Genomic DNA, 19461 nt, shown 5'->3' with positions numbered 1-19461 from the left:
TCTCACTTTCGGATGGGTGAAGGGTCAGCCGATGCGGCTTTCGAGATAACCGGCCCACCGCCGCTGCACGAGCTGGAAGGCAGACACAAGGGCGAAGGTCAGCACCAGATAGATTGCGGCGGCCGTCACATAAGGCTCGAACTGAATGTAGTAGTTCAGCGTGATGTTGCGCGCCACGCCCGTGACCTCAAGGAGAGTGACCGTGCTTGCAAGCGAAGTGGCATGCAGCATCATGATCATCTCGTTGCCGTAGAGCGGCAGCGAACGGGTCAGCATGGCGGGAATGAGGATGCGGCGGGCTTGTACGAGGCCGGACATGCCATAGGCCCTCGCTGCCTCGATCTCGCCCACCGGGATATGGCGCAGGCCGCCTGCGAAGATTTCGGTGGAATAGGCTGTCGTATTGAGCACGAATGCCGCGATGACGCAGACCATCGGGCTGGAAAGCCATGGCCAGAGCACACTTTCGCGCACCAGACCGAACTGGGCGAGGCCAAAGTAGATCAGGAACAGCTGGACGAGAAGCGGCGTCCCGCGGAATACGAGGGTATAGGCCATAACGGTGTAGCGAAAGGCCGCGTTCTCGCTGTTTCGCAAGAAGGCGAGTGGAATAGCGAGGAAGAAGGAGATGCCGAGCGACGCGAAGGCAAGGATGAGCGTCAGCTTGGCGCCTTCGAGATAGAGCGGCAGGTTTTCGACTATCACATCCCAGTTCATGACAAGACCTTTCGGGTGCCGACGTCGAAGCGGCGCGCGACGAGGAAGAGCAGCAACATGGAGACAAGTGTCACGGCAAGATAGAAGCCGGCGGCGATAAGGTAGAAGGTGAACGGCATGGCGGTGGCTTCCGCCGCCCCCTTTGCGCGGAACATGACGTCCTGCAGGCCGATCAGCGAGACCAGTGCCGTGCCTTTCGCCAGAACCAGCCAGTTGTTTGTGAAGCCTGGAAGAGCGAGACGGACGAGCTGCGGCAGGATGATATGGGTGAACATGCGGCGGCGTGTCAGTCCATAGGCGACTGCCGCTTCGATTTGCCCGCGCGGAATGTTTTGCAACGCCGTTTTGAACGTCTCCGTCATATAGGCGCCAAAGATGACACCGAGCGTCGCGATGCCCGCGACGGTCGGAGAGAACTCGACGCGGAAATCCCAGCCAAGCATCTCTATCCACTGGTTCAAAAGCGCCGGCAGGCTATAGAAGACCAGCAGCATGATGACGAGATCCGGGATTCCGCGCACGACAAACGTATAGATGCCGGCAACCGCGCGAAGGCCGGAACTTGCCGAGAGTTTTGCAAAGGCGGCCGTGAGGCCGAGAAAGGTCGCCACCAGCAGCGACAGGACGGCAACCAGCAGGGTCGTGGACCCTGCTGACAGAATTGCCGCGGCGTAGTCGGCGACCATGCGCTTATTCGCCGAAATACTTGGCGTTGAGCGCGTCGAGCTTGCCGCTTTCACGGACGGCCGCTAGACCCTTGTTGATCTCTTCAACGAGTGCAACATTCTTCTTGTTGATCGCGATCGCGACCCCCTCACCGAACTCCTTGGCGTCCTTACCGGTCAGCTGTGGGCCAACGAGCTCGAAATCCTTGCCGGAATCGCTTTTCAGGAAGCTGTGAATGATCTGTGCTTGATAGCTGATGTGCAGATCCGCGCGGCCCGCTGAGAGTTCGAGATAAGGCGCACTGCCGCTGTCGTAGCGCTTGATGGTCGCCTGGGGGAAGTGGGCCGTGACATAGGCGTCCATCGGAGTGCCGGTCTGCACCGCGATGATCTTACCCGCGAGGCCCTCCGGTGTGATGTCGAGGCCCGCACCCTTTTTGGCGACGAAGCGGAAGGTCGGATGACTATAGATGTCACTGAAGGCAATGACCTGGCGGCGCTTGTCCGTTACGGTCAACTGTGAGATCAACGCGTCATATTTGCCGTCGATGAGACCGGGGATCATGCCGTCCCAAGCGGCATTGAAAATGTTGCAATCGAGCTTTGCGGCTTCGCAGATCGCCTCCATCAGCTCGACGTCGTAGCCTACGACTTTGCCGCCGGCATCGACGGATTCAAATGGTGGAAACGTCGCGTCGGTGGCGATCTTGATCTGATCGGCATGGGCCGGGTTCAGCATCGTGCCCGTGGCAATCAGGGTTGCGAATAGGGAGATGGCTGGCAGTCGCATGGTAGCTCCTCTGGAGTTGTTGTTGTTGGCCAAGATTGAGAGGGTGGGTGCGAAGGCTAGTGCTTGAGGCGCCCGGCAAGGAATTGCTGCAGTCGCGCGCTCTTCGCATCCTGGAAAATTGCGTCCGGCGTCCCTTCCTCCTCGACACGACCCTCATGAAGAAAGAGCACGCGGCTTGACGCGTGGCGCGCAAAGCCCATTTCGTGGGTCACGACGACCATCGTGCGCCCCTCCTCCGCGAGAACCTGCATGACCTTGAGCACTTCGCTGACAAGTTCGGGATCGAGCGCTGACGTCGGCTCGTCAAACAGCATAACGTCCGGATTCATGCTAAGTGCACGGGCGATCGCGACGCGCTGCTGTTGGCCGCCAGACAGATGCGCCGGATACTTGTCGAAAACGGCTTGGCCGAGACCGACCTTCGCAAGATTTGCCTTCGCACGCTCGGCTGCTTGCGCCTTCGAAAGACCGAGCACGCTCATCGGCGCTTCCATGACGTTGGAGAGCACGCTCATATGAGACCACAGGCAGAAGTTCTGGAAGACCATAGCGAGCTTCGAGCGGACCCGCCGCAGTTGGTGGCGATCCGCCGGCCGCAACGTACCATCGCGCTCCCTCACGGTGGCGAGCACCTCCCCATCGATTGCAATGGTACCCGCGCTAGGACGCTCCAGAAAATTGATGCAGCGAAGGAAGGTGCTCTTACCGGAACCGCTCGCGCCGATCACGCTGATGACGTCGCCGGCATTGGCGCTGAGTGAAACACCCTTCAGCACCTCATGGCCGCTATACGACTTGTGAATGTCCGTGGCGGTCAACATCGGCATCTTTCCACTCTAGGCTTTGCGCGTCTGCATAATTATTTGGCTATTTACGCGCTTGACGCAATTTTGCACAATTGATGAATCCTCACGCCAAAGATGACAAGGCATCATCTATCACGTATATATCTCGGCTTGTTCCGCGACACGCCAACAGAAAATGTGAAATTCTTTCATTGGTTTGAGATGTGCCCCGCTATGGAAGCGTCTCAAGCGCGATATCGCGGCCAAAAGCGGTCAAGAGCCAGCGAAGAAAAAGGCGTGCCCCGGCACGATGCATGCTCGCCGTGTTACACACGACGTGCCAACCACCAAAGGCATCGATCGAAAACGGGAAAGGCTTGATAAGAATACCGCGCCTGAAATCACCGCCCGACAAAGTGTCGCTGACAAGCGCCACGCCGGTTCCATGAACGGCGAGATCGATCGCCATGCCGAGATCGCTGCAATAGAGATGGCGCGCCTCCTGGTCGGCGCCCGGAGCCCCCGCCTCGAAGAACCACCGCCGCCATTCCGATCCATCGTCCCAGTGCAGCAGGGTAACGCGGTGAAGATCCGAAGGATGGCTGAGGCTCCCACCGATGCTGTCAAAGAGGACAGGGCTGCAAACCGGCGTGATGTTGACATGCGCAAGAAGCGTCGACCAGCGATCGGCCCATCCCCCCGCGCCGAAGGAGACGCCGACGTCTATATCGCTCAACTCATGCACCCTCTGGTTTTCAACCAGCCGTATGTGGCATTCGATTGCTGGGTGGTCGCGACAAAACTCGTGAATATTCTTGGCAAGCCAAGTGTTGGCGAACATGGGGGGACACGCGATATCGAGCCGCCCCTGAACCTGACCGGCATCCGATAGTCGAAGAGCTGCCCCAATGATATCTTGCATTGCGGCCGAGACCACCTTGGCAAAAATCCGTCCGGCATCGCTGAGCACGACGCTCCGTCCGGACTTTTCGAACAAGCTGCAACCCAGCGCTTCTTCCAGCCTGCGAATCTGGTGGCTGACAGCGCTATCCGTAAGAGCGAGTTCGGCAGCGGCTTTCGTAAAGCTCTGGTGGCGGGCGGCCGCCTCGAACGTTTTCAACGTAGGAAGCGGAAGGTTGCGCAAACTGTTCAACAAGGCTCCTCAGACAAGCGATCTTCCATTTTAGTCAGGCCGTTTGGGCTTACTGGAGACCACGTGACAACTGCGGCCCGCCGTTTGGCAGTCCGGCATCGTGTGTTACAGCGTCTCAGTTTCCGCTTGCAAGTTGTTTCGGGCAAGCCCAAAAAATCGATGGGGCGTGCCACCGCGCAAAGCAGCTCTCGATGGCCCTTGCCACCTGATGGAGCCCACCCTCCTCCACAAGACGCCCATCACCGCCGCCAGGGGAAGCCGTTTGCCTGATGTAGGATCAATCAAACCGCCGGAGCGAGATTAAGACGGAAGCTGACTACCCATTGATCCTGATACGTGTCCCTGTCGCCGCAGATTGCCTTACTGCGTCGAGCAGACGCATGCCGGAGACAGCATTCGAGATCGGCCAGAGCTGCTCGATTTCGCCGCGCACGGATTTTGCGAAAGTTCGGACCTCGTGCTCATACTGATTTGCGGGAGGAAAGCGTATCGTCTCGACACGCTGGTCATAAAGATCGTCGCGGCCGCGCAGGTGAATGACTGTTTCCTGTTGTGCAGACGGCCAAACGGCCACCGGCAACTCCATCCATCCCTCTGTGCCCGTTACCATGATCCAGTGCGACCATGCCTGGAGCAGCGCCCCTGAGAAAAGCAGATTCCGATGGCCCGGAAATTCCAGCATGCCGGCGACGGCGATATCGACGCCATCGTCGGGAGCCTTTTCGAAGGTTGCAGTCACAGCAAACGGCTCATCTTCAAACAGAAAGCGCGCAGCCGTAATGGGATAGATACCGACGTCACCAAGTGCGCCACCGCCCAGTTCCGGTCGGAAGCGGATGTCATCTGGATTGTCGTTCATCACGCTGTAGGTCGCGTGAATCTGGGTGACGCGACCGAGCCGACCGCTGCGGATAATGTCGCGTGCTGCAAGCCAGCGCGGATGGTAGCGCACCATGAAGGCCTCCGACACCTGCAAGCCCGTGGCCAGTTGGGCGGCCTGAAGACGTTCGGCCTCTTTCGCATTAAGACCAAGCGGCTTTTCGCAAAGCACATGCCGGCCCGCCTCCAGCGCCTCGATGGCTTCATCGACATGGCAATTATTGGGCGTCGGAATGTAGACGGCCTCGACGGCGTCATCGCACAGCATCTCGCTCAGCGACGCGTAGTGCCGCGGGATATCGAATGTGGACGCGACGGATGCCGCGCGCGCGGGGTCGCGCGAGGAAATTGCGACGACCTCGCATTCCTCAACCGCCTTCATGGCAGGGATAACCCAATCGCGCGCGATCTTCGCGGTCGAAAGTATGCCGAAACGAACTGGTTTCATTCTTTACGTCCTCAATATCGATGGTGCTTAATGGCCGGCGCGCAAGCGAATGAAGGTCGACTTGGTTTGCATGAACTCCAAGAGGCCTTCCGTGCCATTCTCGCGACCCAACCCGCTCGCCTTTACGCCACCGAAGGGCAGCTGAGGCACGGTTTCCAGATAGCAGTTGACGTAAACGAAGCCGCTCTCGAGCGCGGCGGATACATGCATGGCGCGATCGAGATCCTTCGTCCAGAGCCCGTTCGCAAGGCCATAGGGCGTGGCATTGGCGAGCGCGACCGCTTCCGCTTCGCTTTCGAAGGTGGTGACCCCGAGAACGGGACCGAAGACTTCCTCGTTGAAAATGGTCATTTCAGGCGTAATGCCGGTGAAGATCGTCGGCTCGACGAAGTAGCCTGAATCGAAGCGTGCATCGGAAGGGCGGCCGCCGCCCGTGACGAGCGTTGCCCCTTCCCGCTTCGATGCTTCGATGTAGGAGATGACCTTGGCGTGGTGCTGTTCGTGGATCATGGGGCCGATATCCGCTTCTGCATCCTTGGAGGTACCAAGCTTCAAAGCGCGGGCCTTGCTGGCGAGGCGTTCGACGAAATCGTCCGCAATCGACTTTTCAACGAGGAGACGGGCACCGGCACAGCATTCCTCTCCCTGATTGATCGTGAAGGCGGCAAGTGCGCCGTCGACGGCAGCTTCGAGATCGGCGTCGGCGAACACAATGTTGGCACCCTTGCCTCCAAGCTCCAGCGCGACCTTCTTGAGCGTTTGCCCGCACAGAGCGGCAATCTCCTTGCCGACGGTGGTCGATCCCGTGAACGAAATCATGTCGATATCCGGATGAAGGCAAAGCGTGCGCCCGACGTCGTCTCCGTTGCCTGGAAGGACGGAGATCACGCCATCGGGTATTCCAGCCTCCTTGGCGAGGCGGGCATATTCCAGCGTTGTTCCCGGCGTGAAGGTCGAGGGCTTGATCACCACGGAGCAGCCTGCAACCAAGGCGTAGGGCAGCTTCTGGAAAAGCGTGACAGTAGGGAAGTTCCAAGGGAGGATCATACCGACGACCGGTAATGCCTCGTGGGTTACGAGACCGAGTTTTTCGGCACCCTCGTGGTTGATAACCTTGCCCGGTATGTTCCACGCCAGTGTGGCCGCAAAGCGCGCGAGCTCCACCGACCATTCGATCTCGCCGCGGGCGGCGGCCGTGGTCTTGCCCGCTTCTTCGGCCTCGATGAGGCTGAGGTGATCGAGTTCAGCCACGATCAAGTCGGCAAAGCGCTGAATGATCTTACCACGTTCGATGGCCGGCATTTTTGACCAGACACCCGATTTGAACGTCGCTTTGGCGGAGGCGACTGCTCTTCCGACATCTTCAGGCGTGGCGAGGCAAACTTTTGCGACCGGTTCGCCGTTGGCGGGCGAATATCGGTCATGGCTCTGGTTTCCGTCAGGACGTTCCACCACGCCGTTGATCCAGAGCCCGTACTGACGATGAAACATTGCACTCACCTGTTTTCCTTCAAAAATTCGTTTGGTTTTCCGTCTGGCTACCATCACGTCATGGAACCGCAGCACGACAGTGGCAGAACACACATCCCTACAGATTGTATGATTGCATCCAATCTTCAGTCGCGCCGTGTGTCAAGCCATCGGCCTCCGATTTCGACTGTGCGAGCCGCTTGAGCGGTAGCTTGGCGAGAGTCGGTCAAGTCGTGATATCGTATATTGACATCAATATATTGGATACTATTTTGTTGATGTACGGCTAAGCCAACCAACAATAAGGAGCTTTCAGATGGGAAAAATTTGGAAATTGAAAACGGCCGCGCTGATGTTGGCGATGGGCCTTGGCGCATCCGGTGCCATGGCAGCGGAGAGCTACTTTCCGGAGTGCTTTGCACCTTGGGACGCCGATACCAAACAGCTGTCTGCCGTAACGCCGCGCGAAGGCCCGTACCGCATCGCGCTGGTCAACGGCTTTGCCGGCAACGATTGGCGCATCCAGATGATCCGCGCTGCGGAGTCCTACGTTAAGCGCCCGGAGATTGCAGCGAAGGTGAAGGAATTCACCGCCGTCAGCGTTGGCAACGACGTCGCGGCACAGATTGCGGCGATCGAGAATTACGTTGCTGCCGGCTACGATGCGGTGCTGTTCATCGCCGTCAACCCGGAGGCCTTCGATGCCGTGATCGGCCGCGCCAACCAGGCAGGAACACTTCTCGTTTCCTTCGACAATGTCGTCTTCAACGACAACCACCTCATCGTCGATATCGACCATGGTGAAATTGCTGCCAAGAAGGCGCAGGCCATCCTCGACGACCTGAAGGCGAAGAACATCACCGAGGGCAAGGTGCTCTGGGTGCGTGGCCTGCAGGGAAATGCAACGGAGAAGCAGCAGACGGAAAGCTTCAAGAAGGTATTCGAGGGGACGTCCTTTGAGGTGGTCGAAGTCGTCGGGAACTGGGATGTCGGCACATCGCAGCGCGTGACTGCGGAGGCGGTTGCGGCGCATGGCAAATTTGTTGGCGTTGCCAATGCCTATGGCAGCATGGGGTCGATCCAGGCCCTGCTCGACGCCAAGCATCCCGCCGTGCCTTTCGGTTCGGACACGATGAACGGCGCCGTGCGCATGCTCGCCGAAAACGGCTTCACCGGCGTTGCGATCGGATCCTCACCGTCGGTTTCGGCAGTGGCCATTCTCGCCGCCCTCTCAAGCTTCGAGGGAAAACAGATGCCACAGCGCATCAAGCTCCCACCACCGTCGCTGCCGTCGACGGACTGGAAGGACGGCATTGCCTATTTCTCGCAACTGCCGGCTTCCTTCGACACCGCGACGGGCTTCAAGGAATGCAACCTTCTCTTCACTGCGAATGAACTGACCGCCAAGTGAGCGGCGCCGGCGGGCCGCACTGAGGCCCGCCGGGTTTGCCCAAACCGACGAGAAGGGACAGCGATGACGGTGAATGCCATACGATTAAGAGGTATCGGCAAATCCTACGGGCCGACCAGAGCACTTTCCGACGTGAGTCTCGATATCGAGGCGGGAACGGTGCATGCGGTTCTCGGGGAAAACGGGGCGGGCAAGAGCACGCTCATCAAAATTCTGACCGGGGTCCTTGCTCCCGATACCGGCACCGTCGATCTCTTCGACGAGCGTCTCGACCATAACGGCCCGCAAGCTGCCGAGAGACTTGGCCTTGCGACCGTATTTCAAGAGCTTTCCCTCGTTCCGCATCTCTCGGTCGAGGACAATCTCTTTCTTTCCAAGCCGCCGCGATCGAAATTCGGCTGGATCGACCTGCGTCGACAGCGTGCGGAATCGCGCCGTTGGCTCGACCTGGTCGGCTTGGGCGACGTTCATCCAGGCACCCATGCAGGTCAGCTGTCGCTCACCCAGAAACAGCTGCTGGAAATCGCCAAGGGATTTGCCAAGACGCCGCGGATCCTGCTCCTCGACGAAGCGACGGCATCCCTGCCCGGTAACGATGTTGATCGGCTCTTCAAGATCATCGCCGACGCGCGGCGCGAAGGCCTTACCATCATCTACATCTCGCATAGAATGAGCGAGATAGAGCGTATCGCCGACCGATGCAGCGTGCTGCGAAATGGTCAGCTAATAGAGACATTCCCCACGCATTCGCGTTCGCACGGCGAGATTTGCCGAATGCTCGCCGGCCGTGAGATTTCGCAGGTTTTCCCGCCCCGGCATGCGCTGCCGACCGATGCGCCCGTCGTTCTGAGCGTCTCGGGGCTCTCGGCAGTCGACAAGGTGAAAGACGTCTCGTTTGCGATCCGGCGTGGCGAAGTGCTCGGGATCGGCGGCCTCGAAGGCCAAGGCCAAAAGGAGCTTCTTCAAACTCTCTACGGCGCCGTTCGCACGGCGGCAGGTTCGGTGACGCTCGACGGCAAGCCATTCAACCCGACCGGTCCGGCGGCGGCCATTGCCGGGGAGCGACCTGTGATGCTCCTTCCGGAAGATCGCAAGACGGAAGGCCTGCTGCTGGCGGAATCAATCCGTGACAACATGCTGCTCTCCGTAAGAGGAAAGCTCAGTCGATATGGTTTGCGTAATCAGTTTGCCGAGGTCGCGCGCAGCGGTGACATGATACGCAAACTGGCCATCAAGATTGCCTCGCCCGAGGCGCCGGTTTCCTCCCTCTCCGGCGGCAACCAGCAAAAGGTCTTGCTGGCGCGGCTGCTGCTCAATGAGCCTGCAGTCTATATCCTCATGGATCCGACGCGTGGCATCGACGTGGGTACCAAGCAGGAAATCTATGCGCTCATTCGCGACCTTGCGGATCGTGGTGCGGCCGTCCTCTTCCTCACGACCGATTTCGAGGAACTCATCGGGATGTGTGACCGCGTCCTTGTTCTCTATGGCGGCGCCATCACGCGTGAACTTGGGGGCGAGGCGCTCAACGAGGTCAACGTCATGGAAGCATCGCTCAACATGACACGCCCCGAGACCATCCGAAACCCTGCCGAAATGGAAATCCCGACATGAAAATCCTGACGTCGCGACACATGCCGGTCCTGCTCGGCGCGATGGTCTTCGTCATCGTGCTCGCCGTCTATCTCGCTGTGCATCCACGCGGAATTTCCAGTTTCGTCATCCAGTCCTACGCGAATTCGGCTGCCCCGCTTGCGCTTGCTGCTCTTGCCCAGACCTTTCCGGTCCTCACTGGCGGGCTCGATCTTTCGGTCGGCGGGATGGTGGCACTCACCAATGCACTCGCCTCGGAGCTGGTGCATGGCTCTCCCCTCGAGATTGCCTCTGGTGTCCTCATTGTGCTTTCCGTCGGCGCGCTCTGCGGCGCGTTGAACGGTGCGCTTATTGTGTATGGTCGCCTCCAGCCGATCATCGGCACGCTGGCCACAGGCGCTGTCTTCAGCGGCCTTGCCCTGTTCATCAGGCCTTTTCCCGGGGGCGAGGTGGACACCGGGTTTGCTTACGCGATGACGTCCATCCTTTTTGGCGTCCTACCGGTATCGACACTGATGATCGCAATCATCGCCGCCTGTACATGGGCTGCGATATCGCGGGCGTCTCTTGGGCGCGGAATATTCGCTGCCGGATCGGCGCCACAGGCTGCACGGCTGTCCGGCCTTCGCATCGAGCGATCCATCATCGCCGCTTATGTGCTTTCCGGGTTGTTTTCTGCCCTTGCGGGCTTGTATCTCGGCTTTCAGACCCTCTCGGGCGATGCGACGATCGGCGCGCCCTATACAATCAACTCCATCGCCGCAATTGTGATCGGCGGGTTGTCGCTGCGAGGAGGTGCAGGCTCACCACTCAGCGCGATCTTCGGGGCCTATGCGCTGCGCGCGATCGGCGCCGTTCTGCTTTTCACCGGCGCACCGCCACTTGCCCAGCCGCTTTTCGAGGGCATGGTGCTCGTCACCGCCGTTGCCGCAGCGTCCATCGCGCTGGTGCGCGATCCCAACCGCCTAAGGGCTTATCAATGATAAACTTGTTCTCCATGGCTCTCCGCGTGGAGCGGTCGATCTGGATCGCCTGCCTCTTCGTTCTCGCTCTGACCATCGTTATCGGCATCACGTATCCGGCGACGATCTCGGTAAACTATTACATGCAGCAGTTGCAGATCGCGGCATTCGTCGGGGTTCTTGCCAGCGGCGCCATGGTCGTTCTCCTGCTCGGCGAGATCGATCTCTCGATGCCCTGGACGGCAACGGCGGCGGGTATGCTCGCCTGCGGGGCTTTCAGCAGCGGGGCAGCCTGGGCCAATGACGGGACGGCTATTTCCGCGGCACTGTTGCTGGGCTTGGCGATTGGTGGTGTCAACGCCTTCGGCGTTGCCATCCTTCGTGCCCCATCCATGGTTTGGACACTTGGCGTCAACGCTATCCTGCTCGGTTTGACAGTGGTCTATGCCGGTGGCTACAGCCCCCAAACAAATGCCTCTCCCCTGATGCGCCACCTCGCCGTCGGACGCGTGTTCGACGTCGTTCCGGTGGCCGTATTGATCTGGTTGTTCGTCGGAAGTGTTCTTGTCCTCGTCCTGCGGCTAACGCCGCTTGGCGCGTGGATATACGCGATGGGCCGCAGCTCCCGCGTTGCCTATCTTGCCGGCGTCCCCACGCGTGTCGTGGTTCTGTTCGCCTTTCTATGGGCCGGACTTTGCTCGGCCGTCGGAGGGGTGCTGCTTTCGGGCTATTCCGGCCAGGCCTTTCAGGCCATGGGCGATCCCATGCTGCTACCAAGCATCGCCGCCGTCGTCGTCGGGGGCACGAAGGTGACCGGCGGCGAAGGCAGATACCTCGGCACCGTCATGGGTGTGCTTGCGCTCACGCTCCTCTCCAATGTCCTTTCCCTGATGCAGGCGCCCGAGGCGCTGCGACTGATCATATACGGCAGCACAATCATCTTGATGCTGCTCGTCAGCAGACGGCGATCACCGGCACATCATTAGAAAGTCCGGACCAAGCCATTTACCTGTCCCACAACACAAGGATAAGCCGCATGGATGCGTTTGGAATGAAGCTCGAATGGTACAGCGCACCCTCATCCTGCTCATACAAGGATGGGACTTTGGAGGTCGTGACGGGAGACAAGACCGATTACTGGCGTGAAACATTCTACGACTTCTGGCGAGACGATGGCCACTTCCTGTCGAGGGAGGTTGAGGGTGATTTCAGCACCGAGGTCACGGTTCAGGGCGACTATGAGGCTCTCTATGATCAGGCGGGGTTGATGATGCGCCTGAGCGAAAGCCACTGGATCAAGACGGGCATAGAATTCACCGATGGCCAGATGTTTTTCTCCGTCGTCGTTACCAACAACCAATCCGACTGGTCGTTGGTCCAGGTGCCCGTCGATACCGGTGGGATCCGCATCCGGCTGACGCGCCATCACGAGGCGATCCGCGTCCAGTATCTCAACAGCGAGAATGGCACATGGATACCCGTCCGCCTCGCCTATTTTCCGCCGACGAAGACAGTTCAAGTCGGCGTGATGTGCTGCTCGCCAGAGCGAGCGGGGTTCACCGCTCGTTTCAAGGATTTCGTTATCGGGCCTCCGATCGCACGCGAGCTGCACGACTGAATACATACGGTTCCGACCCTGCGGGATAAGCAAGACCGCGGGGTCTGGATATCGTGAGCTTGTATCCACCAATTCCGACCAACACTGATCTGGCGCCGAGCCATTTTGCGGGGCCAGTTGCGTTTCAGATTGCCTTATTATTATATCATATCCAATCTTCATTTTTATATGCTTAGGCGCTTAGCCTCGGTTTCCCAGCGCCTAGCGGGCGGCGATACGAAAGGACGAGGGGTAGCCTCTTCGCTAAAAACTATTGACATGCTAGATAATGTATCCAATATATTGTTTACTAAAAACAAGGGAACGCAGCTATGGGACCGAAATACGCAACTCCAACCTTTGATGAAACCCGCCGAGCCCTTCTGGTCGGTGGCGCAGCCGCGGGCCTCACGGTCAGTTTCGGAAGATTGTTTTCGACGCCTGCCTCAGCCGCAACGGGCGGCACTATTCAAGTCATGGCATGGGAGGGCTATGACCTGACGAACGAGTTGAAGGGATGGCGAGAGGCGAACGGTGTCACTGTCGAAACCACGTCGATCGCATCGCAGGATGATGTACATACCAAGTTCATTGCCGGCAACCCGCCGCCCCTTGATCTCGCCGAATACAATCAGGCCTATAGCGAGCTTTACATCGACCAACTCAAGATCGTCACGCCGCTCGATGTCTCGAAAATCCCGAATTATAACGCAGATAACCTGTTCAGCGTCTTTTTCGACAAGCCGACTTGGTTCAAGGACGGTACGCTTTATGGATCCCCCTACATCTGGGGCTTCAATACGCTCCTCTACAACTCGGCGGAAATGGACGAGCCGAAATCCTACAAGGATCTCTTGAAGCCGGAGCTCAAGGGCAAGATCGCCATCATGGACGATGCAACAGGCAATTGGCCGCTGATTGCCCGTTTGGCCGGTTTCGGCAAGAAGTACCCGTCCCTGACGAAGGATGAGCTGAAAACCGCGTTTGACGGTTTCGGCGCCTTCCGCGACCAAGCCCGACTGATCGCAATCAACCAGGGCGATGTCGCGAACTTCATCGCATCCAAGGAAGTGCTGGCCGTGGTCGTGGCGGATCCGCAGATCATTCAGCAGGTCACCGCTCAGGGCGTGCCGTTGAAGATGGCGGTTCCCGAAGAAGGGCCGGTTCTGTGGGTCGACGCATGGTTCATCCCCGTTTCGGCGGATAATGTTGAAACCGCGCATGATTTCATAAATCAGTCGCTTGACCCGCAGGTGCAGGCAAATGTCTGCATGAGCATTCATCAAGCCCCCGTCTCAAAGAAAGCGGTCGAGCTTTTGGATGAACCCGCCCGCCAGCGTATCGATTATTCCAAGATCGAAGAGATTTTCTCCGCGGGACTTCCCGGCATTCCGCCTGTCGAGGCGGAGGGTGAGATGGCAAACTACGACGACTGGATTCAGGCCTGGCAGCAGTTCAAGGCGGGCATGTAAGTGCATCGGCATTCCCGGCGGCGTCTTGGCGGCCGGGAATGTGCTGAGTTTTCTGCCGCATTGTCCGACGCCGAAGCGATGTCGTTTCGGCAAGAAATGCTCTAGGAGTTATCTCGTTGGTCAGCTCACAAAAAACGGGCAGTTTCCTGGCGGCTCCGGCAGTCACCTATATGGTGATTTTCTTCGTCGCCCCCAGCCTCCTTCTCTTTTCATATAGCTTCTGGACGGCAAGCTCGTTCCGTATCGTCCCGGATTTCGTCCTGACGAACTATCTCTCGTCGATAAAGTCCCTGCTGTTTCTCAAGGTCACGCTCAACGCACTCTTCATTGGCCTTGTCACCGCGACGATTTCCGTGCTGCTGTCGCTCCCGATCGCTTACTATCTGACCTACGTCACCCGCTCCAAGGTGATATTCTACCTTATCCTCGTCACCTGGTTCTCCAGCTATCTGGTGCGGATATATGCTTGGCGTACGTTGCTCGGCACCAACGGCCTTCTGAACGCGGCACTGCTGCAACTGGGCATAATCACGACACCCGTCGAGGCCTTTCTGTTCAGTCCCTTCGCCGTGGGTATCACTCTCGTGCACATCTATCTCCCCTTCGCCATCCTGATGGTGATCTCCGCGATGAGCGAAATCAAGAAAGAGCTTATCGAGGCGTCTCGCGACCTTGGAACGAGCCCGCTCGGTGCATTCGTACGGGTCGTTGCTCCCAATGCCGCACAGGGCCTGATCGGTGCATTCATGCTCACCTTTATTCTCGCGGCAAGCGACTATGTCACCCCGCAGATGGTGGGCGGCTCCTCCGGGCAGACCACCGGCCTGCTTATCGCTGATCAGTTCCGAAAAACCGGTAACTGGCCGCTCGGCGCGGCGCAGGCGTTCATCATGTTCGCACTATCGATCCTGGTCTACGTGATCATTACAGCACTTGCCCGCGCGGCAGGCCTCACCCGCCCTCGCAAAAGCATCTTACGACAGGAGAAATAGATGATCCTGCGTGTCACAGTTTATATGATCATGGCATTCCTTCTCGTCCCGCTCGCGCTGATCGTTCTGTTCAGCTTCAACGAAAGCCCGTCTTTCACCTTCCCCATAACGGGCTACAGCCTACGATGGTATGCGCAAATCTTCTCGGACCCGCAGCTCGCCTCGGCCCTGTGGAAGAGCTTCTGGATTGCGACGTTGACCGCGATCATCACCTTCATTCTTGGTGCGGCAGCGTCACTGGCCTGGTTGCGCCTGGGGCGCAACGGTCGCACCGTTCTCGAAGTGCTTTGCATCACCCCGATCGCGCTTCCGGGTCTGTTCTTCGGCGTGTCGCTGCTGGTGCTTGCATCTCAGGTCGGCGTTCAGCTCTCGATGATCACCATCGTCATCTCCCACGTGGTGCTTGCACTTCCGATGCTGATGATTGCCATGCGAGCGCGGCTCGTCTTGTTCGATCCGAACCTCGAGGAAGCATCGCGCGACCTGGGGGCCTCCCAGGTCCTTACGTTTCGCCGGGTGACGCTCCCTCTCATAGCGCCGACGCTCATTTCCTGTGCCGTGCTCAGTTTCGCGCTTTCGTTCGACGAGTTCGTCGTCACGGCCTTCGTATCGGGCACCGAGACGACGCTGCCGATGTACATCTGGTCGATGATGCGCCGCACGGTCACACCGCTCATCAACGCGATCTCCACGCTCGCGATGGTCTTTACCATCGCCATCATTTCCATCGCTCTTGCGACCGCCGCGATGAAGCGTGCGACAAATCTCTCCAGCCGCGACGCTGCTTGAAGGAAAATGCCCATGCCCCCAATCATTGAAATCACGGATGGCAACAAGGCCTTTAGCGGGTTCAAGGCGCTTCAGAACATCAATCTTTCCATCGCTCAAGGCGAGATCGTCACGCTGCTTGGCCCGAGTGGCTGCGGCAAGACGACGTTGATGCGCATTTTCGCCGGCTTTGAAAGCCTCACGAGCGGGTCGCTCAAGATCGACGGAAAAGATGTCTCCAGTCTTCCGCCGGAAAAGCGGCCGGTCAACATGGTGTTCCAACGCTATGCCCTCTTCCCGCACCTCGACGTGTTCGAAAATGTTGCCTACGGCCTCAAAGTAAAGGGCATCGGCAAGGATGAGGTTCGGGAACGGGTCCGCAACATGCTGCGCATCGTGCAGATGGATCACCTTCAGCAGCGCTTTATCACCGAGCTTAGCGGCGGCCAGTGCCAGCGTGTTGCGCTCGCGCGCGCGCTCGTTAACGGTCCGAAGGTTTTGCTTCTCGACGAGCCGCTTGCCGCACTCGATCTGAAAATCCGGCAGCATATGCTGACGGAAATGAAGCGCATTCATGCCGAAACCGGGGCGACCTTCATCTATGTGACGCACGACCAGGATGAGGCGATGATCCTTTCGGACCGCGTGGTGCTAATCGACCGTGGGCAAATCGTGCAGGTCGATACGCCACAAGATATGTACAACAAGCCCAATTGTCTTTTCTCGGCCAAGTTCCTTGGTGAGACCAATATCCTGCATGGAACGATCGTCGAAGACGCGTCTGGCAGAAGGGCGTTCAGGTCGTCTGAAGGTAGCTTCCATTATCGGCCGACAAACGAGATCGCCTCAAAAAGTGCTGCCATCATGTCGGTGCGTCCGGAAGCGATTTCGCTGTACGCCGAAAACCCCGTACGGGACAATGCGATCCCGGCGACCGTGACCGACGTGCTCTTCACAGGCAGCCGGTCCTTCTATCATCTTGTCAGCGACGGTGGAGAAACACTTCGCGCGCAGGTTCAGAACATGCCGGGCCTGAGCCGGCCGAATGTGGGCGACCGTGTGCATGTCTGCTGGCCTCACGACGGGTCCGTCGTCCTGCCGGCCTCCCCCGGCCACTGAGCGTTGAAGATATGAACCCCAGTTCTCCCGTCATAAAGCGCCACACAGTTACCGCCAGCGTGCTAGAAATGATCCGGAATCGCATTGTCGAAGGACTCTATGCAGGCGGGCAGCAGATCCGTCAGGAGGCCATTGCCGAGGAATTCGGCGTGTCGCGCATTCCTATCCGTGAGGCTCTCGTCCAACTGGAGGCGGAGGGCTTCGTGCAGATCCACACGCACAAGGGCGCAATCGTCGCCCAACTGACCGTCGAAGACGCCATCGACATCTTCGAGGCGCGCCTCATCCTGGAGCCGAGCATTCTTCGTCAAGCTGTGACGAAGGCAACGCCGGAAGACATCAGCCGGGTGCAGAAAGCGCTGCAGGGCTACGAGCGCGGGGTCGCCAACGACGCGTCACCGGCGCAACTCAGCCAATTGAACTGGGCGTTTCACAATGCGCTTTCCAGCCCGTCCGGGCGCTGGCGGTCGCTTGCCGTCCTATCCTCTCTCTATAGATCGGCGGACCGGTATCTGCGCTTGCAAATCGACAATACCGAGGCTCGGCAAAGCGCGCTCGAAGATCACCGGGCGATCGCAGCCGCATTCGTGCAGCACGATGCGGCACTGGCGCAACGCCTGCTGGCCCGGCATATTTCTGCAGCACGAGACGATGTTACAAAGAGCTTGAATATCTTGAACAAGGGCCCATGAGCCGCGCTTGGGCTCGCACCGCCCAACGGTTCCACACGCCGGCGGCGTTCATTTTTGATAGAGGAAAAACATGCAACTTGATCGGGTTATTACAGTCGTAGGCGCCCATGCGGAGGGCGAAGTGGGCCGGGTGATCACCGGCGGCGTCTTGCCTCCCAAGGGCAAGACGATGTTCGAGAGGATGCAAAATCTCGAACGCGACGGCGCCTGGCTTCGAAACATGCTGCTTTTCGATCCTCGCGGAAGTGTCAATGCCGCAGTCAACCTGATCACGCCGCCGTGCCGCGACGACGCGGATATCGGGATGATCGTGATGGAATCCGATTATTTCGTCCCGATGTCCGGCTCGAATTTAATCTGCACCGTGACGGTGGCGCTCGAAGCCGGCATGATCCCGATGACCGAGCCACAGACGATCGTCCGTGTTGATACGCCGGCAGGGCTTGTGGAAGTTGTGGCGGAATGCAGGAACGGCAAGTGCAAGCGCATCACGTTCCGCAACATCCCGTCTTTCGTAATGCATCGCGATGCAACCATCGAAGTCCCGGACCTCGGGACCCTGCGCGTGGATGTCGCTTATGGCGGCATGATCTACTGTATCGTGGACGCCGAGGACCTGAACCTGACGCTTGATCGGACCGAAGCCCGTCTGCTGGTGGAGGTGGGTGAAAAGATCAAGGCGGCAGCGGCAAACCAGTTGCCGTCCGTCCATCCTGAAAACCCGCAGATCCACACGATAAACCAGGTCGAATTCGCTGGTCCGCTCCGGGTTGTGGACGGGGTTAAAACGTCGAAGAATGCCGTGGTGGTGTCGCCGGGTCGGCTCGATCGCTGCCCGTGCGGAACCGGTACATCGGCCCGTATGGCACTGCTTCATGCCCGTGGAGACCTGGAAGTTGGCGAGGCGTTCCGTCACCTGTCGATCCTCGATACGGTATTCGACTGCAAAATACTGGAGACTGGAACCGCCGGCCCGATCCCCGCCGTCACGCCACAGGTCTCAGGGCGGGCATGGCTTACGGGTGTGAGCCACTACGGGGTCGATCCCGAGGATCCGTTCCCGGAAGGATATCGACTTTCAGACACGTGGTTTGCCTGAAGCTACGCGCCGTCGCGAAGCAGACCCGTCTGGACTTCTTTGCATTTTTTGCGTGTGGATCGTATAGTGAAATCGATCTATCCGCTAAATTGCGCGTGTCAGTTGCTTGCCCAGCGAGGGTTTTGTATTCAATATACGGTCCAGCACATAAATGAGTCCGTGATGAAACCCTCCCCTTCTATCAAGCGCCGAACCGTTACATCCTCTGTCCTCGATCTGCTTCGTGACCGGATTATATCCGGCTACTATGAAGGCGGTCATCAGATACGCCAGGAGGCGATTGCCGAGGAAGTTGGAGTCAGTCGCATTCCGGTGCGTGAAGCGCTGGTCCAGTTGGAGGCTGAAGGGCTTGTCGTCATTCATACGCATAAGGGTGCGGTCGTGGCGAAGCTCACCCCTGAAGACGCCGTCGACATATTCGAGGCGCGCCTGATCTTCGAACCCTTCATCCTCGCAAAAGCGATGGAAAAGGCAACGTCCGAAGATGTCGAGCGCGTCCAGGGCGCCTATCGCGATTATGAGAAGGCGCTTCTGGCAGGAGAAAGCCCCGCGGTCCTCAGCCAGTTGAACTGGGCCTTCCATATCGCACTTTCTTACGCAGCTGACAGGCCACGGTCTCTGTCGGTGCTTTCCTCGCTTTACAATTCCGCTGATCGATATCTACGGCTCCAGATCGACGCCAAGACAGCACAGACGAAGGCGCTGGAGGAGCATAGCGCGCTCGCGCAATTCTTTGCGGACGGCAACAGCAGCGCCGCGCAAAAGCTTCTCAAGAAGCACATCGCCGATGCTCGTGATGATGTTATCCGCGGCCTTCGACACCGCGGCGCAAAGGTCACGTCCTAATTC

The 19461-nt window shown here is 58.7% G+C and carries 19 protein-coding genes; 12 read left to right on the top strand and 7 right to left on the bottom strand.

Annotation, left to right across the window (positions count from 1 at the left end):
• Positions 1 to 24 precede the first annotated feature (24 nt).
• The 7 genes from GR158_RS23315 to GR158_RS23285 form a co-directional block, all read right to left on the bottom strand.
• Positions 25 to 717 carry an ABC transporter permease gene (locus GR158_RS23315; protein ID WP_160872792.1) on the bottom strand — a complete coding sequence of 231 codons (693 nt, stop codon included), beginning with the start codon at positions 715 to 717 and terminating at the stop codon, positions 25 to 27.
• Positions 714 to 1403 carry an ABC transporter permease gene (locus GR158_RS23310; protein ID WP_160872791.1) on the bottom strand — a complete coding sequence of 230 codons (690 nt, stop codon included), beginning with the start codon at positions 1401 to 1403 and terminating at the stop codon, positions 714 to 716. Before GR158_RS23310 ends, GR158_RS23315 begins: the two co-directional genes overlap by 4 nt.
• A gap of 4 nt (positions 1404 to 1407) precedes the next feature.
• Positions 1408 to 2205, bottom strand: a complete 798-nt coding sequence (locus GR158_RS23305) for a transporter substrate-binding domain-containing protein (RefSeq protein ID WP_202402416.1) — start codon at positions 2203 to 2205, stop codon at positions 1408 to 1410.
• A gap of 23 nt (positions 2206 to 2228) precedes the next feature.
• Positions 2229 to 2999, bottom strand: a complete 771-nt coding sequence (locus tag GR158_RS23300) for an ABC transporter ATP-binding protein (RefSeq protein ID WP_371731778.1) — start codon at positions 2997 to 2999, stop codon at positions 2229 to 2231.
• Between the two features lie 190 nt (positions 3000 to 3189).
• A complete protein-coding gene (locus GR158_RS23295) occupies positions 3190 to 4110 on the bottom strand; it encodes a LysR substrate-binding domain-containing protein (protein ID WP_160872789.1) in 921 nt (306 codons plus the stop codon).
• Positions 4111 to 4426: 316 nt separating this feature from the next.
• Positions 4427 to 5437, bottom strand: a complete 1011-nt coding sequence (locus GR158_RS23290; protein WP_160872788.1) for a Gfo/Idh/MocA family protein — start codon at positions 5435 to 5437, stop codon at positions 4427 to 4429.
• 27 nt (positions 5438 to 5464) lie between these two features.
• Positions 5465 to 6928 (bottom strand): aldehyde dehydrogenase, encoded by a 1464-nt coding sequence (locus GR158_RS23285; protein ID WP_160872787.1) that lies wholly within the window; start codon positions 6926 to 6928, stop codon positions 5465 to 5467.
• 295 nt (positions 6929 to 7223) lie between these two features.
• On the opposite strand from GR158_RS23285, the gene GR158_RS23280 reads away from it, so the two are divergent.
• The 12 genes from GR158_RS23280 to GR158_RS23225 all read left to right on the top strand — a co-directional run bounded on the left by GR158_RS23280 (position 7224) and on the right by GR158_RS23225 (position 19458).
• Positions 7224 to 8318, top strand: a complete 1095-nt coding sequence (locus GR158_RS23280; RefSeq protein ID WP_160872786.1) for a substrate-binding domain-containing protein — start codon at positions 7224 to 7226, stop codon at positions 8316 to 8318.
• 63 nt (positions 8319 to 8381) lie between these two features.
• A complete protein-coding gene (locus tag GR158_RS23275) occupies positions 8382 to 9932 on the top strand; it encodes a sugar ABC transporter ATP-binding protein (RefSeq protein ID WP_160872785.1) in 1551 nt (516 codons plus the stop codon).
• A gap of 41 nt (positions 9933 to 9973) precedes the next feature.
• Entirely contained in the window at positions 9974 to 10894 is a 921-nt protein-coding gene (locus tag GR158_RS23270) for an ABC transporter permease (protein WP_160872784.1), read from the top strand.
• Positions 10895 to 10920: 26 nt separating this feature from the next.
• Complete coding sequence (locus GR158_RS23265; RefSeq protein WP_371731777.1) at positions 10921 to 11859, top strand: ABC transporter permease; 939 nt, start codon at positions 10921 to 10923, stop codon at positions 11857 to 11859.
• Between the two features lie 65 nt (positions 11860 to 11924).
• On the top strand, positions 11925 to 12491 hold the full coding sequence (locus tag GR158_RS23260) for a DUF1349 domain-containing protein (protein WP_202402419.1): 567 nt from the start codon (positions 11925 to 11927) through the stop codon (positions 12489 to 12491).
• Between the two features lie 311 nt (positions 12492 to 12802).
• Complete coding sequence (locus tag GR158_RS23255) at positions 12803 to 13942, top strand: PotD/PotF family extracellular solute-binding protein (protein ID WP_160872781.1); 1140 nt, start codon at positions 12803 to 12805, stop codon at positions 13940 to 13942.
• 116 nt (positions 13943 to 14058) lie between these two features.
• Entirely contained in the window at positions 14059 to 14934 is an 876-nt protein-coding gene (locus tag GR158_RS23250; RefSeq protein ID WP_246665766.1) for an ABC transporter permease, read from the top strand.
• Positions 14935 to 15723 (top strand): ABC transporter permease, encoded by a 789-nt coding sequence (locus GR158_RS23245; protein ID WP_160872780.1) that lies wholly within the window; start codon positions 14935 to 14937, stop codon positions 15721 to 15723. It abuts the gene before it with no gap.
• A 12-nt stretch (positions 15724 to 15735) separates the two neighbouring features.
• The gene (locus tag GR158_RS23240; protein WP_160872779.1) at positions 15736 to 16821 is read left to right on the top strand and encodes an ABC transporter ATP-binding protein; all 1086 of its coding nucleotides are present in this window, start codon (positions 15736 to 15738) and stop codon (positions 16819 to 16821) included.
• 11 nt (positions 16822 to 16832) lie between these two features.
• Complete coding sequence (locus GR158_RS23235; protein ID WP_160872778.1) at positions 16833 to 17513, top strand: GntR family transcriptional regulator; 681 nt, start codon at positions 16833 to 16835, stop codon at positions 17511 to 17513.
• Between the two features lie 70 nt (positions 17514 to 17583).
• Positions 17584 to 18612, top strand: a complete 1029-nt coding sequence (locus GR158_RS23230) for a proline racemase family protein (protein ID WP_160872777.1) — start codon at positions 17584 to 17586, stop codon at positions 18610 to 18612.
• 66 nt (positions 18613 to 18678) lie between these two features.
• Entirely contained in the window at positions 18679 to 19458 is a 780-nt protein-coding gene (locus tag GR158_RS23225) for a GntR family transcriptional regulator (protein ID WP_371731776.1), read from the top strand.
• Positions 19459 to 19461 lie beyond the last annotated feature (3 nt).

It is taken from the genome of Shinella sp. AETb1-6, from assembly GCF_009826875.1.
GTDB classification, from domain to species: Bacteria; Pseudomonadota; Alphaproteobacteria; order Rhizobiales; family Rhizobiaceae; genus Shinella; species Shinella sumterensis.
Note: the sequence above shows the minus strand (reverse complement) of the source record. Positions and strands in the feature narration are given on the sequence as shown.